Source organism: Nocardioides sp. WG-D5 (assembly GCF_054031175.1).
In genome coordinates this window covers 4,420,299-4,434,363 of record NZ_CM132928.1, presented here as the reverse complement: position 1 = coordinate 4,434,363, position 14,065 = coordinate 4,420,299, and the positions used below count along the sequence as shown (strand labels likewise).

At 69.3% G+C, this 14,065-nt stretch carries 15 protein-coding genes; 6 read left to right on the top strand and 9 right to left on the bottom strand.

The features are described from left to right. Window positions 1-2: 2 nt before the first annotated feature. Entirely contained in the window at window positions 3-1,055 is a 1,053-nt protein-coding gene (locus ACWZJV_RS21385; protein ID WP_457178518.1) for a WD40/YVTN/BNR-like repeat-containing protein, read from the bottom strand. A gap of 265 nt (window positions 1,056-1,320) precedes the next feature. On the opposite strand from ACWZJV_RS21385, the gene ACWZJV_RS21380 reads away from it, so the two are divergent. After that, window positions 1,321-3,183 carry a glycoside hydrolase family 3 protein gene (locus tag ACWZJV_RS21380; RefSeq protein ID WP_008358961.1) on the top strand — a complete coding sequence of 621 codons (1,863 nt, stop codon included), beginning with the start codon at window positions 1,321-1,323 and terminating at the stop codon, window positions 3,181-3,183. 59 nt (window positions 3,184-3,242) lie between these two features. Here the strand turns inward: ACWZJV_RS21380 and ACWZJV_RS21375 are convergent, their stop codons facing one another. The 4 genes from ACWZJV_RS21375 to ACWZJV_RS21360 form a co-directional block, all read right to left on the bottom strand. Then, window positions 3,243-4,046, bottom strand: coding sequence for a M57 family metalloprotease (locus ACWZJV_RS21375; protein ID WP_040755296.1), 804 nt, complete (start codon window positions 4,044-4,046; stop codon window positions 3,243-3,245). Window positions 4,047-4,209: 163 nt separating this feature from the next. Next, window positions 4,210-5,298: an ABC transporter substrate-binding protein gene (locus ACWZJV_RS21370; RefSeq protein ID WP_008358963.1), complete on the bottom strand. Its 1,089-nt coding sequence runs from the start codon at window positions 5,296-5,298 to the stop codon at window positions 4,210-4,212. Between the two features lie 20 nt (window positions 5,299-5,318). Continuing rightward, on the bottom strand, window positions 5,319-6,155 hold the full coding sequence (locus ACWZJV_RS21365) for an ABC transporter permease (protein ID WP_457178515.1): 837 nt from the start codon (window positions 6,153-6,155) through the stop codon (window positions 5,319-5,321). After that, a complete protein-coding gene (locus tag ACWZJV_RS21360) occupies window positions 6,152-6,973 on the bottom strand; it encodes an ABC transporter ATP-binding protein (RefSeq protein WP_457178513.1) in 822 nt (273 codons plus the stop codon). The genes ACWZJV_RS21365 and ACWZJV_RS21360 overlap by 4 nt, the downstream gene beginning before the upstream one ends. A 45-nt stretch (window positions 6,974-7,018) precedes the next feature. On the opposite strand from ACWZJV_RS21360, the gene ACWZJV_RS21355 reads away from it, so the two are divergent. Beyond that, window positions 7,019-7,801: an exodeoxyribonuclease III gene (locus ACWZJV_RS21355; RefSeq protein WP_457178511.1), complete on the top strand. Its 783-nt coding sequence runs from the start codon at window positions 7,019-7,021 to the stop codon at window positions 7,799-7,801. A gap of 10 nt (window positions 7,802-7,811) precedes the next feature. Here the strand turns inward: ACWZJV_RS21355 and ACWZJV_RS21350 are convergent, their stop codons facing one another. Beyond that, window positions 7,812-8,138: a TfoX/Sxy family protein gene (locus ACWZJV_RS21350; protein WP_457178509.1), complete on the bottom strand. Its 327-nt coding sequence runs from the start codon at window positions 8,136-8,138 to the stop codon at window positions 7,812-7,814. 191 nt (window positions 8,139-8,329) lie between these two features. On the opposite strand from ACWZJV_RS21350, the gene ACWZJV_RS21345 reads away from it, so the two are divergent. Both ACWZJV_RS21345 and ACWZJV_RS21340 read left to right on the top strand, forming a co-directional pair. Continuing rightward, window positions 8,330-9,421: a DNA recombination protein RmuC gene (locus tag ACWZJV_RS21345; RefSeq protein WP_457178507.1), complete on the top strand. Its 1,092-nt coding sequence runs from the start codon at window positions 8,330-8,332 to the stop codon at window positions 9,419-9,421. Window positions 9,422-9,505: 84 nt separating this feature from the next. Next, window positions 9,506-9,955 (top strand): DUF6542 domain-containing protein, encoded by a 450-nt coding sequence (locus ACWZJV_RS21340; RefSeq protein ID WP_008358973.1) that lies wholly within the window; start codon window positions 9,506-9,508, stop codon window positions 9,953-9,955. Between the two features lie 18 nt (window positions 9,956-9,973). Here the strand turns inward: ACWZJV_RS21340 and ACWZJV_RS21335 are convergent, their stop codons facing one another. Together ACWZJV_RS21335 and ACWZJV_RS21330 are read right to left on the bottom strand one after the other, a co-directional pair. Next, the gene (locus ACWZJV_RS21335) at window positions 9,974-10,603 is read right to left on the bottom strand and encodes an L-threonylcarbamoyladenylate synthase (RefSeq protein ID WP_008358975.1); all 630 of its coding nucleotides are present in this window, start codon (window positions 10,601-10,603) and stop codon (window positions 9,974-9,976) included. A 33-nt stretch (window positions 10,604-10,636) separates the two neighbouring features. Beyond that, a complete protein-coding gene (locus ACWZJV_RS21330) occupies window positions 10,637-11,635 on the bottom strand; it encodes a 4-hydroxy-3-methylbut-2-enyl diphosphate reductase (protein ID WP_008358976.1) in 999 nt (332 codons plus the stop codon). A gap of 239 nt (window positions 11,636-11,874) precedes the next feature. On the opposite strand from ACWZJV_RS21330, the gene xseA reads away from it, so the two are divergent. Then, window positions 11,875-13,107 carry an exodeoxyribonuclease VII large subunit gene (gene xseA / locus ACWZJV_RS21325; protein ID WP_457178504.1) on the top strand — a complete coding sequence of 411 codons (1,233 nt, stop codon included), beginning with the start codon at window positions 11,875-11,877 and terminating at the stop codon, window positions 13,105-13,107. Continuing rightward, entirely contained in the window at window positions 13,100-13,309 is a 210-nt protein-coding gene (locus ACWZJV_RS21320; protein ID WP_457178502.1) for an exodeoxyribonuclease VII small subunit, read from the top strand. Before xseA ends, ACWZJV_RS21320 begins: the two co-directional genes overlap by 8 nt. A 3-nt stretch (window positions 13,310-13,312) precedes the next feature. On the opposite strand, the gene ACWZJV_RS21315 is transcribed toward ACWZJV_RS21320, so the two are convergent. Further along, entirely contained in the window at window positions 13,313-13,939 is a 627-nt protein-coding gene (locus tag ACWZJV_RS21315; protein WP_457178500.1) for a DUF4245 family protein, read from the bottom strand. Between the last annotated feature and the right edge of the window lie 126 nt (window positions 13,940-14,065).

Sequence of the window (14,065 nt, the reverse complement as noted above, 5' to 3'; positions counted from 1 at the left end):
CCTCAGCGGCTGAGCACCCCGACCCGTCCACCCGCGCCGGCGGCCCAGCAGGTGTCGCCGACGCAGTCGACGGTGTGGAAGCGGGTCTGGGTCGCGCCGAACGGCTTCCACGAGCGGCCGTTGTCGTGGCTGATGTCGCTGCCGTTGGGGCCGACCGCGATCGCGGTGCGGCCGCCGATCCAGTCCACCGCTTCGCGGTATCCGCCCAGGTCGGAGGTGGAGTTCTTCCAGGTGCGGCCGCCGTCGGTGGAGTAGGCCGCGCGGTCGACGCCGTCGTCCTCGAGGCCGAAGTCGCCACCGACCGCGATCCCCTGGCGGGGGTTGCGGAAGCCGAGACCGAAGACGCCGGCGGCCTCGCCGGTCGCGATCGTGGAGTCGGCCGACGACCAGGAGCGGCCGCCGTCGTGGGTGGCGTAGATCTTCGCCGCGGCACCGCCGCCGCCGATCCAGGCGTCGTGCGCCCCTGCGGTGACCAGGCAGGTCCCGCTGGCCGAGTAGCCGAACTCGCCCGGTGCCTCGAGGCCCTGGGTGTCCGCGATCTCCCAGGTGTCGCCGCCGTCGGAGGTGGTGATGATCCGCCACTCGCCACCGACCGGGTCGCTCATCGCGATGCCCCGCTCGCCACCCGGCCAGAAGTCGACGCAGTTGTAGAACGCTGTCGGCTCCGCGGAGCGGAACGTCTCGGTCCAGGTCGCGCCGCCGTCGACGGTCTTGTAGATCCGGCTCGCCTCACCCTCGCCGATCGAGAGCACCACGGCCTCGCGCGCCGAGCGCGCCTCGACGTCACGGAAGAGCAGCCCGTCGGACCCCGGCGGCGAGACCTCGTCCCAGGTGTCACCGCCGTCCGTCGTACGGAACACTCCCCCGCGGTCCCCGCCGACCCACGCGGTCTCCGCGTCGACGGCGTCGAGCGCCCGGAACCCCTGTGTCGTATCGACGTTCACAGCCGTCCAGTCGTACGCACCCCCTGACTGCACAGCCTGCGCCGCCGGCGCCAGGGTGAGGGTGGTGAGGGCGAGAGTGGCCGCCGCTGCGGCTCCGACAACGATGCGCACGAAGGTTCACCCTGGCCCTGCGAAGCCGTTCTGTCCACCGATCCGACAAAATTCGTCCGCCGAATCAGTGGTTGTGGCAGGCGAATCTGTAGATGTGGGTGACGAATGTCGAGTTTCGTCCGCCATTGCGACAGTTTCGGTCGCCACAACGACTGATTCGGCGTGTCCACTTGCGCGGAGTCGTCAATTATCTTCCGTGACCGGTTGGTAGCCCCTAAAGTGAATCGCCGTGCCGCACGGCAGCGGCGCAGATGGCGAGGTTGTCATGAGCAGAGCGACACTGACCAGAGGTGCACGGCTGGCGACTGCGGGGCTTGCCGCCGCGGTGGCGGTTGCGATGCCGTACGCAGCAACCCACGCCGTCGAGCCCGACCCGCCCAGGACGACCGCCGGCCAGCCGGCCCCGGACACGGCGTCGCCGCAGCACCGTCAGATCGTCTCGCTGATGCGCCACATGTCGCTCCAGCAGAAGATCGGGCAGCTGTTCGTGATCGAGGTCTACGGACGCGACGCCAACAACGTCAGCGACGCCGCGAAGGCCGGCAACCAGAAGCTCTACGGCGTCGACACCCCGGCGCAGGCGATCGCGAAGTACCAGCCCGGCGGGGTCATCTACTTCACCACCCGCGGCCCCGACAACATCGGTGACGCCACCCAGGTGGCGACGCTCTCCAACGGCCTCCAGACCGCCGCGCTGCAGCAGCGCCCCAAGATCCCGCTGAACATCGCGGTCGACCAGGAGGGCGGCGCGCTCGTGGCCCGCTTCGGACCGGCCAGCGGTGCGACCCAGATGCCCGGCCAGATGGCGCTCGGCGCCGACGGCTCGACCGCGGACGCGGCCCGGTCGGCCGAGGTGATCGGCACCGAGCTGGCCGCCGTGGGCGTCACCCAGGACTACGCGCCCGTCGCCGACGTCAACCTCAACCCCAACAACCCGGTCATCGGCATCCGCAGCGCCGGGGCCGACTCCGCCGCGGTCTCCGACATCGTCGCCGCGGAGGTCGGCGGTTTCGACAAGGGCGGCCTCTCCTCGATCGCCAAGCACTTCCCGGGACACGGCGACACCGGCACCGACAGCCACTACGGCCTGCCCGAGGTGACCCACACCCGCGAGCAGCTCGAGGCGATCGACCTGCCGCCCTTCGAGGCCGCGATCGATGCCGGGATCGACGCGATCATGACGGCCCACGTGACCGTGCCCGCGATCGACCCGAGCGGCGAGCCGGCCACCATGTCCGAGCCGATCCTCACCGGCCTGCTCCGCGAGGAGATGGGCTTCAACGGCCTCATCGTGACCGACGCCCTCGACATGCAGGGCGCCAGCGCGACCTACCCGCCCGACGTCGCCCCGGTCGAGGCCTTCCTCGCCGGAGCCGATCAGTTGCTCATCCCGCCGCAGATGGACACGGCGTACGCAGCGGTCCTCGGCGCCGTCAAGAACGGCACCATCTCGCGCCAGCGGCTCGACGAGTCGGTCTACCGGATCCTCAAGCACAAGCTCGACAACAAGATCTTCGAGAGCCCGTACGTCGACCCGGCCGCCGCTCCCGCGGTCTTCGCCGACCCGGTGCACAAGGCCGACGCCCAGGCGATCTCCGACCGCACCACCACCCTGGTGAAGAACGACGACGGCCTGCTGCCGCTGGCCCCCGGCCCGAAGGACGTCCTGGTCGCGGGATGGGGAGTGGACACGACCGCGGGCATCGCGGCCGGTTTCCAGAAGCGTGGTGCGACGACCCAGGTGCTGCAGTCCGGCACCACCCCGACCGACGCGCAGATCGACGCCGCCGTCGCAGCCGCCGCGGGCAAGGACCTGGTGGTCGTGCCGACCAACAACGCCTGGCAGATCAACCCGGCGACCGGCCAGCCGACGCCGGCGTCGGTGGCGCAGACCAAGCTGGTCAAGGCGCTGCTCGCCACCGACACCCCGGTGGTCGTGACCGCGATGCGCAACCCCTACGACGTCACGTCCTTCCCCGAGGCGGCCACGGTCCTCGACACGTACGGCTACACATCCCACCAGCTCGAGTCGCTGGTGCGGGTGCTCCACGGCGAGGTGAACCCGAGCGGCAAGCTCCCAGTCGAGATCCCGGATCTCTTCCCGCTCGGTCACGGACTGTCCTACTAGGCGATACAGGAAGGCGGCCCTCCCGGAACCGGGAGGGCCGCCTTTGTGCTGCTAGATGATCAGGAGCCGTACAGCGCCCGGACCCCGGCCGCGTCGGAGGCCTGGAACTCCAGGTCCGAGGAGCCGCCGTTGCACTGCGGGTAGTGCATGATCGAGGACGAGTCGTACGGGGTCAGCGCACGCCAGTTGTTGTCCTCGAAGCAGGTCGCCGCCTCCGGGCGGGTGTGCTCGTGGCGGAAGCCGAGGGTGTGACCGAGCTCGTGACCGAGGATGTCACCCGGCTCCCAGGCGCCCGACGAGAAGATCGAGTCGTCGATGAGCACGTTGCGCGAGCGCTTCGAGGTCGAGGGGAAGAACGCCCGCGCGATGTACTGCGAGGTGCTCACCGGCTCGACGGAGAAGAGCACGTTGGAGTTACGGGTGTTGCACGAGGCGTCCTGGGTGGGGACGTAGATGAAGTCGACCTTCGAGCTCGCCGCCTCCCAGAGACCCGCGCCCTGGCTCATCGCGGTGACGATGGCGGCCTTGTTGGTGCCGAACTTGTCCGAGACACAGTAGGTCAGGTTGAGCGCCTGGGAGGCGGACCACTTGTCGTCCTTGCCGCTGATGGTGTTGACGATGAGGCCGTCCTCCGGGACGTGCTTCGGCGTCGAGACCATCGACTCGTAGAACTTGTGCAGGTCACCCTGGTTGGACACGACCTCGTCGCCGTTGACGATGTACTGACCGTCGACGTCGACATACGTGGACGCCTCGAACTCCTGGTAGCTCGGGGCCTCCTCGGCGAATGCGGGAACCATCGACGCAGTCAGCGCTGCGGCACCCGCAGCCGCGGCGATCATCATGGGAATACGAACTCGCATAGCTCTTTCCTCCTGGATTTGTGAACGGCCGCCGGCGATTGACGCCGACGGCCACAGGAGATTCAAGCGTTACGACCCCGGATGCGACATAGAAACTCCGGCCAAATTGCCGTTGAACAGGCAAAAGTTTCGAGCGAAACTCGTACGTTTGCCATCGGTCGCGTCACGGAGCGGGCCAGATCACCTTGTCGGCGTCGTCGACGACAGCCTCGGCGAACGAGGTGTCGAACCAGGAGGCTGCCTGCTCGGGCGTGACCTTCTGACCTGCGTACGTCGTCACGACCTCGGCCAGGGCGGCGACGTTGGCGGGGTCGACCGAGCCGAACCTGCCGGGGAGCGGGTTGTCGGCCGCGACCTTCACCTCGGTGCGCCAGATGGCGGTCTCGTGCTTCTCGTCGGACTCGGCGCCGGCCAGGTCGTGCTGGTAGCCGATGCACTCCTCGACGTGCTCGTCGGCGGCGCAGTAGGTGTAGGCCTTGAAGACGGCGCGCAGGACGTCCTCGACCGCGGTGGGGTGCTTCTCCGCCCAGGCGGGGTTGACGGAGTAGGCGCCGAGGGAGCCGGGCACGTCGAAGTCGGTCGGCTCCCAGACCGTGACCTTCTCCCCGGCGTCCTTCAGCTGGTTGGGCTCGTTGGAGACGAAGCCGACCAGCGCGTCGACCTGGCCACGCGGCAGCACGCCGGGGTCGTAGCCGACCTTGACCTGCTTGACCTTGGACATGTCGACCCCGGCCTCGGCGAGCATCGCCTGCACCCCGACCGGCACCCAGCCCTTGTGGCCGAGGGTCTTGCCCTCGAGCTGCTTCAGATCCGTGATCGAGGTGCCGGTCATCAGCACGTCGAGGCCGGCGTTGGAGTAGGAGGAGACGCCGAGCACCTTCAGGCCGCTCGCGTTGGAGGTCATGATGTCCTGCTCGGAGAGCGGGCCGACCTGCACCTTCCCGGCGGCGATCAGCTTGGCGTTCTGGGAGACGTCGCCCGAGCCCGGCTGGAGCTCGACGTCGAGGCAGAGATCGTCGAAGTAGCCGAGCCGATCCGCGGCGATGGCCTCCATGATCGAGGCCGACGCCTGCCAGTAGTAGCCCGACATGTAGGTGATCTTCCCGGCCTTCTCGTTCTGCTCGCAGCGCTCGGCCGAGACGGCGCTCCCCTGCTCGCCGGCGGAGTCCTGCGAGGAGCCGCAGGCGGTGAGCGCACCCAGCAGGACGACCGCCGACGTGAGGGCAGCGGCGATCGGACGTACGCGAGACATGAAGGCTCCTTCGAGTCAGGTCAGGACTGGTGCCAGTGGAGCACTCGCCGCTCGGCGAGCGTCACGAGCCAGAACAGCAGCGAGCCGAGCGCCGCGAGGACGAAGATCGCTGCCCACACCGTAGCCAGTCTGTTCTGCGAGCTGGCCACCTGTATCACGCTGCCGAGACCGTCGGCCGAGCCCGCGGCGGAGAGCTCCGCCACGACGGCGCCGATCATCGACAGCGGGAAGACGATCCGCAGCGACGCGAAGACGTAGGGCAGCGAGGCCGGGACCCGCAGGTGCCGCAGCACCTCCAGCCGGCTGGCGGCCACGGTGCGGTAGACCTGCAGCACGGGGCCGGGCACCGCGCGCAGCCCGGTCGCCACGTTGATCAGGATCGGGAAGAAGCAGACGAGCGCGGTCAGCACGACCTTCGGCCCCATCCCGAACCCGAGCGCAACCACGAGCAGCGGCGCGATCGCCACCAGCGGCGTCACCGAGAGCACCACGGCCAGGGGCATCACCGCGCGCCGCACCACGCCGATCTCGCTCACCACCACCGCGAGCACGAACGCGGCGACGAACCCGATCCCGAGCCCCACCAGCGCCTCGCCGAGCGTGACCAGGGTGTTGGAGAGGAAGTAGCCCGGGTCGCCGGTCAGCACGCTCGCGACGTCGCCGAGCGGCGCGAACAGGTAGGGCATCCGCCGCGCCCCCATCTCCCAGCCGAACCCGAGCACCACGAGGAGGAGGACGAACGGGAGCCAGTACGCCGGCCGGAGCATCCGGGCGCGCTGACGGAGGCGTCGCGCGCCGACTCGCCCCGTGGCCGTGTCGGGAGCCGGAGCGACCACCTCGCCGATCACCCGGCTCACAGGGTGACCCCGCTGTGGCTGAACGCGTCCCGCAGGCTCTCCCGCAGGGCGAGCTCGTAGGCGTGGAACTCCGGCGAGGTGATGATCTCCTGATGCCGCGGGCGGGGCAGGTCGATGTCGATGACGTCGGTGATCCGGCCCGGCCGCGGCGCCATCACCACGACCTTGTCCGAGAGCCTGACCGCCTCGGAGATCGAGTGGGTGACGAAGACGACCGTCGCGCGGGTCTGCTCCCACAGCTCCAGCAGCTGCTCCTGGAGCGCCTCCCGGGTGAACTCGTCGAGCGCACCGAAGGGCTCGTCGAGAAGGAGTACGTCGGGGCGCAGCCCGAAGGCGCGTACGATCGCGGTCCTCTGCTTCATGCCGCCCGACAGCTCGGCGGGGAGCTTGTGGAGCGACTCCCCCAGGCCGACCTCGCGCAGCATCGCCTCGAGGTCGGGGCGAATGCGGTTGTCCTTGTCTCCTGGGCGCCGTCGCCTGACCCCGCGCCGGTTGACCTTGTGGGGCAACGTCACGTTGCCGAGCACGCTCAGCCAGGGCAGCAGCGCCGGCGACTGCGGAACGAAGCCGAAGGCCTTCGCCTCGGCGGCCTCCTTCGGGGTCAGGCCGCACACCGTGATCCTGCCCGCGTCCGGCTTCTCCTGCCCGCTGATCAGCCGCAACAGCGTCGACTTGCCGCATCCTGAGGGCCCGATGATGCTCACGAACGTGCCGGGCTCGATGGTCAGCTCGATGTCGTCGAGGGCCACCAGCTCGGAGAGGTCGGCCTGCTCATAGAGACGACGGACCCCGTGCATCTCGATCGTCGCTCTGCCCACGCCTCAAACGGTAGTCCACGACGGCCAGTCGATAGTCTGACGGGCGTGCGTATCGCCACCTGGAACATCAACTCCATCCGCTCCCGCATCGACCGCGTCGAGGCCTTCATCGAGCGACACTCGATCGACGTGCTCGCTCTGCAGGAGACCAAGGCCAGGCCCGACCAGATCCCGACGATGGGGCTGGAGGCGCGCGGCTACGAGGTCGCCTCGGTGGGGTACGACCAGTGGAACGGCGTCGCGCTGATCTCCCGCGTCGGGCTCTCCGACATCCAGGTCGGGTTCGAGGGGATGCCGTCGTTCAAGGACGTCGCGGAGGCGCGGGCGCTGACCGCCACGTGCGGCGGGGTCCGGGTGACCTCGGTCTACGTCCCCAACGGCCGCAAGCCCGACGACCCCCACTACGCCTACAAGCTGGAATGGCTCGCCGCGCTGCAGAAGGCCGCGACCGCCTGGTACGACGGCCCCTCGGCGATGGTCGGCGACTGGAACGTCTGCCCCTTCGACGAGGACTGCTTCGACCCCAAGCAGTTCGTCGGCAAGACCCACCTCACCCCCGCCGAGCGCGACGCCTTCTTCGCCATCGAGAAGGACTTCAAGGACGTCGTACGTCCCTTCGTGCCCGGTCCGGAGGCCTACACCTACTTCGACTACTACCGGCAGCGCTTCGAGCGCAACCGCGGCCTGCGCATCGACTTCGTCCTCGGCTCGCCGTCGTTCGCGTCGCGGGTCACGGGTGCCTTCGTCGACCTCGACGAGCGCAACCCCGCCATCGGCACCGGCGCCCCTTCCGACCACGCTCCGGTGATCGTCGACCTGGCCGACTGAGGCGGCTCGGCTACTTCGGTGGCTTCGGCGGCAGCGACTCGGCCGTCGCCACGCCCCGCCGGACCCAGTCGGCGAGCGCGTCGCCGCGGAGCAGGTCGGCGGCGACGTTGACGTAGCCGGACATCGTCCGGGCACCCATGACCATCGGCTCGGCGCCGGCCTCGATCGCGGCCTCGTAGGCCGACTTGCCGGTGCGTACGAGCAGGTCGTCGGCGCCCACCGCGCACGCCATGTTGCCGTTCACCATGAACGCCAGCCCACCGAACATCTTCACCTCGGTCACGCCGGCAGGCATCAGCGCGCGGACACGTTCTGTGAGCTCGGCGTCGTAGGCCATGTCTCCATGCAACCACGAACAAGCTCCTTCCCTCCACGATCAGCGCTGGAGCGCCCCTCGTCTGGACGCAGCGCAGTGAGGAGCGAAGCGACGAACGGAGCGGAGGAAGACGAGGGGCAAGCGCAAGCGCTGCGCGAATTGCGAAGCAGTCGCAGACAAAACTGTCGGTGGTTCCTGGAAGGATCATCTTCATGGAGATCTGGATCCTCGTGCTCGGGCTGATGATCGGTCTTGCTCTGGGCGCTGTGCTCGGGGGGCTCTGGGTGCGCGCGCGGAGCGTGGAGACGGTCGCGGCGGGGATGGTGGACCAGGCCGAGGTGATGCAGGGGCTCGACCGGCTCAGCGACCAGATGCAGCATCTCGACCGCGAGCGGGCGCGCTGGCAGGGGCAGTTCGAGACGGAGGTCGGGCGGCTGCAGAGCGAGACCCGGTCGCTGTCGACGGCGCTGCGCAAGCCTCAGGTCAGGGGCCGCTGGGGCGAGATGCACCTGCGCCGCGCGGTGGAGCTGGCCGGCCTGGTGGACAAGTGCGACTTCTCCGAGCAGGTCCAGCTCGAGGACGGACGGCTCCGTCCTGACCTGGTGGTGCACCTCTCCGGCGGCAAGGAGCTGGTCGTCGACTCCAAGGTCCCTCTCGATGCCTACCTCGACGCCGCGGCGGCGGACAACGAGGACGACTACCGCACCCACCTCCGCCGCCACACCGCCCAGCTGCGTACGCATGTGGACCAGCTGGCCTCGAAGGCCTACTGGCGCTTCCTGGAGGAGTCGCCCGAGTTCGTGGTGCTCTTCGTGCCGGCGGAGTCGTTCCTCTCGGCGGCGCTGGAGACCGAGCCGGGCCTGATCGAGTACGCCGGGGAGCGCCGGGTCGTGCTCGCCTCCCCGACCACGCTGATCGCGCTGCTGCGCACCGTCGCGCACGGATGGTCCCACGAGGCGCTCGCCGAGCAGGCCCGAGAGATCCACCGGCTGGGCCGTGACCTGCACCAGCGCCTCGCCACGATGTCGACCCATCTGGACGGCATCGGGCGCTCTCTCAACACCGCCGTGACTCGCTACAACCAGGCGATCGGATCCCTCGACAACCGGGTCCTCGTGGCCGCCCGTCGTTTCAATGAATTATCGGTAACTGATGATGAACTCGAGACGCCGCGTCCCGTCGAGATCCGCGCCGTGGAGCGGCTCAGCAGCGTAAGGGAGGATGATCGGCGCGCCGCCGAAAATGACGGTGTGCCGGGCCCTACCGTGGGTTCTGATACACAGGCTGCATACGAGAGATCGTGACCCCATGAGCGAGCGCCAGCGAGCGACAATGAGCCTCGGGCCGTCGCGTCCGTATGATGGCGCTTGCGCGACGGAGGCGACGGCATGAGTCAGCGTCAACGCACCGTTTGGGAGGAAGGACGAGAGTCCGGCCGCCATGTCGTCGCGCTCGGATCCGCCACATCGCTGACCGTGACCTTCGTCGACCTCCTGATCGACGACCAGATCGGCCTGCTCTTCGACCTCACCTTCGTGGCGATCGCGCTGACGCTCGCGCTCATCGTCAGACCCAGCGACTTCTTCGTGGTCGGCGTGCTCCCACCGCTGATCATGCTCGGCATCTTCATCCTGCTGGCCGCGACCCAGCCCGGGTCGATCGCCGATGCCGAGGACGGCTTCGTCCAAGCCGTGGTGAGCGGCCTCGGACACCACGCGATCAGCCTCTTCATCGGCTACGCCCTGTGCCTGGGCTGCCTGGTGATGCGCCGCCGGGTGCTGCGACAGCGCAGCGAGACCCGCGACGAGGTCGAGCGCGAGCGCGCCCTGGCCTCCTGATCGGTCCGGCCAGACCGCTCAGTCGAGCGCGAGGAACCCGGAGACGTCGCCGGCACCCTGGCGGATGATCTCGGGCTGACCGTCGGACCAGTCGATGACCGTGGTCGGCTCGGCCGGGGTCTCGCCGGCCTCGATCACGATGTCGACCTGGTGGTCGAGCGCCTCCTTGACGTTCCAGCCGAAGACCTCCGGCTCGGTCTCGCCGGGCAGGATCAGCGTCGAGGACAGCAACGGCTCACCGAGCTCCTCGAGCAGCGCCTGCACCACGGCGTGCTCGGGGATGCGTACGCCGACGGTCTTCTTCTTCGGGTGCATCAGCCGTCGCGGCACCTCCGGGGTGGCCGGCAGGATGAAGGTGTAGGGCCCCGGGGTGGCGTGCTTGATCGCCCGGAAGGCGCTGTTGTCGACGTGGACCATCGTGCCGAGCTGCGCGAAGTCCTTGCAGATCAGCGTGAAGTGGTGACGGTCGTCGAGGCCGCGGATCCGCAGGATCCGGTCGCGGCCGTCCTTGTTGCCGATCCGCGATCCGAGCGCGTAGCCGGAGTCGGTGGGGTACGCGATCAGCTGGTCGTCACGCAGGGCATCGACGACCTGGCTGATCAGACGGGGCTGCGGGTTGTCAGGGTGTACGTCGAGAAATCGGGCCACCCCTCGACCCTAACGCTCCTGGGCGGGGGCCGCTCAACCCCTCGCGGACGCTGCCTTCAGATCCTTGCGCAGCTCCTTGGGCAGCGCGAAGATCAGCGACTCCTCGGCGCTCTTGTGCGCCTTGGCGTCGGGGAAGCCACGGTCCTTGAGGAACCCGACGACGCCCTCGACCAGCTTCTCGGGGACGCTGGCACCGGAGGTGACCGAGACGCTGCGTACGCCCTCGAGCCAGGACTCGTCGATCTCGCTGGCGTCGTCGACGCGGTAGGCGGCCTTGGCGCCGGCCTCGAGCGCGACCTCGACCAGGCGGACCGAGTTGGAGGAGTTGCCGGAGCCGACGACGATGACCAGATCGCTGGCCGCGCCGATCTCCTTGACCGCCTGCTGGCGGTTCTGGGTGGCGTAGCAGATGTCGTCGCTGGGCGGGTCGAGCAGCTCGGGGAACTTCACCCGGAGCGCGGCGACGGTGTCCATGGTCTCGTCGACCGAGAGCGTGGTCTGGGAGAGCCAGACGACCTTGGAGGGGTCGGGAACCTCGATGCCGGGTACGTCGTCAGGGCCCTCGACGAGCGTGGTCGCCTCCGGCGCCTCGCCCATGGTGCCCTCGACCTCCTCGTGACCGGCGTGACCGATCAGCAGGATGCTGTAGCCCTCGCGCGCGAACCGCTTGGCCTCGAGGTGGACCTTGGTGACCAGCGGGCAGGTCGCGTCGATCGTCTTCAGCTCACGCACGGCCGCATCGGCGTGGACCGCCGGGGAGACGCCGTGGGCGGAGAAGACGACGGTCGCCCCCGAAGGCACCTCGTCGAGCTCGTTGACGAACACCGCACCGCGGTTGCGGAGGTCGTCGACGACGTGCTTGTTGTGGACGATCTCCTTGCGCACGTAGACCGGCGCACCGTAGAGGTCCAGGGCCTCTTCGACGGTGATCACGGCCCGATCCACCCCGGCGCAGTAGCCGCGCGGCTCGGCAAGAAGGACGGCCTTCTCGTCGTCGGTGATCAGGCGTGGGGTGCCGAGGTCGATGCTCATGGCTTCAGTCTAGAGACCCGGTGCACGCATGCCGACTCGGCGCGTCAGTCCCACACCACGACACCGACCCGGCGCGTCTGTCCCGCCGATCTGCGTCGAGTCGGCGCATCTGTCCCACGGTTGCCCGCCGGACCGGGACAGACGCGCCGACTCGACGCTCTGAGGCGGGGCAGACGCGCCGTGTGGGCATGCGTGTGTGGGGCAAACGGGCCGAGTGGGCGGGCACTAGGGTGGCAGCCATGGCCCTGGACACCTCTCCCGAGTCGCCCGCTCCGGTGCGGCAGATCGCGAACGCGATCGGCGGTTGGATCGACAAGCTCGGTGCGGTCTGGGTGGAGGGGCAGGTCGCCCAGCTGAGCCGGCGGCCGGGGATGCAGACGGTGTTCCTGACGTTGCGCGACTCGGTGGCCGACATCTCGGTGCCGGTGACGTGCACCCGGTTCCTGCTCGACAGCCTCAACCCGCCGCTGGTCGAGGGCGCGTCGGTGATCATCCACGCGAAGCCGTCCTACTACGCCAACCGCGGCACCCTGTCGCTGCAGGCCCGCGACATCCGTCCGGTCGGGCTCGGCGAGCTGCTCGCCCGGCTCGAGCAGCGCCGGCAGCTCCTGGCCGCCGAGGGGCTCTTCGCCGCCGAGCTCAAGCGGCCGCTGCCCTTCCTGCCGACGAAGGTCGGTCTGGTCACCGCGGCCAACTCCGCGGCCGAGCGGGACGTGCTCGAGAACGCGCGGCGGCGGTGGCCGCAGGTGCGGTTCGAGGTGGCGTACGCAGCGATGCAGGGGTCGCGCAGCGCCGCCGACGTCGTCGAGAAGCTGCAGCGGCTCGACCGCGACCCCGAGGTCGACGTCATCGTCGTCGCCCGCGGCGGTGGCTCCGTCGAGGACCTGCTGCCCTTCTCCGACGAGCACCTGATCCGTGCGGTGCACGCCGCCCGCACGCCGATCGTCTCCGCGATCGGCCACGAGCCCGACTCACCGCTGCTGGACCTGGCCGCCGACGTACGTGCCTCGACGCCGACCGACGCCGCCAAGCTCGTCGTGCCCGACGTGGTCGAGGAGCAGCGGATCGTCGCGACCGGTCGCGACCGGCTCCGCGGCGGCATCGCCGCGCTGATCCACCGCGAGCAGACGCTCCTCGACGCCCTGCGTTCGCGTCCGGTGCTGGCCGACCCACGATCGCTGATCGACGCCCGGCGCGACGAGGTCACCTCGCTGCGCGACCGCGCCCGTCGCACCGTCGGTCACGCCCTCGACCGGGCCGCCGACGACATCGGCCACCATCGCGCCCGCGCCCGCGCGCTCTCACCCCTGGAGACGCTCAGACGGGGCTACGCCGTCACCCAGGACGCTGACGGACACGTGCTCACCAGCGTCACCGACGCCACCGCGGGCGCCGCCGTCAGCATCCGCCTCGCCGACGGTCGCCTGGCCGCCACCATCACCTCGACCGAGAAGGACCCAGCCGATGACTGACTCCGACGACGCCGACAAGAACCTCTCCTACGAGCAGGCCCGCGAGGAGTTGGTCGAGGTCGTCCGCAAGCTCGAGGCCGGCGGCATCACCCTCGAGGAGTCGCTGGCCCTGTGGGAGCGCGGCGAGAAGCTGGCCACGCTGTGCCAGGAGTGGCTCGACGGCGCCCGGAAGAAGATCGACGCCGCCATCGCCGACGACTGACCCCTACTTCTTCAGGGGCTCGGTGGTGAGGAGCGCGAGGTAGTCGCGAACGTCGCCGTCCTTGGGGCCCCAGAGCATCAGGGTCTGGCCGTCGACCTCGGTGGAGTAGGCGCTGTCGCCGTCGGAGTCGGACCACTCGGTCCAGGTGGTGGCGACGTCGGTCTGGATGCTGACCTCGTCGCCCTTCGTGGCCTGGGTGTCGACGTTCTTCTGGGCCAGCGCCTGCGCCGAGCGGGCGGAGAGCTCCAGGCCGACATAGGAGGTCTCACCCTTGACGAACGACATGGTCCACGCCGGCTCCTCGCCGCCCTTGTAGGACGGGTCGGTGTTGGCGTACCAGCCCGAGGGCAGCTCACGCGGGTAGACGACGTCGAGGTCGGCGACCTGGGCGCTGCGTACGGCCTCGGCCCAGTCGGCCTTGTAGGTCTCGTTGGCGCCGCTCACCTCGCGCTCGAGGTTGCCCCGCCACTGCACGATCAGCACGATCGGGACCACGAGGACGAGCAGGAAGATCATCGATCCGATGAGAGCACCGAACGTACGCGGGTAGCTGCGCGCCGGGGTCTCCGGCTGCTCGCTCGTCGGCTGATTCGACGGCTGGGCGGGCTGCTGCTGATCGGTGTCGCTCACGTCCTCCATGGTCCCACTCGACCGATGTTCCCTCGAATCGTGGTCTCGACAGGCTCGGCCACCGAGTCCCGGTGTTCCGCAGATGAGGACAATTGAAGCGGAATCGCTCCGCAGATGCGATACTCC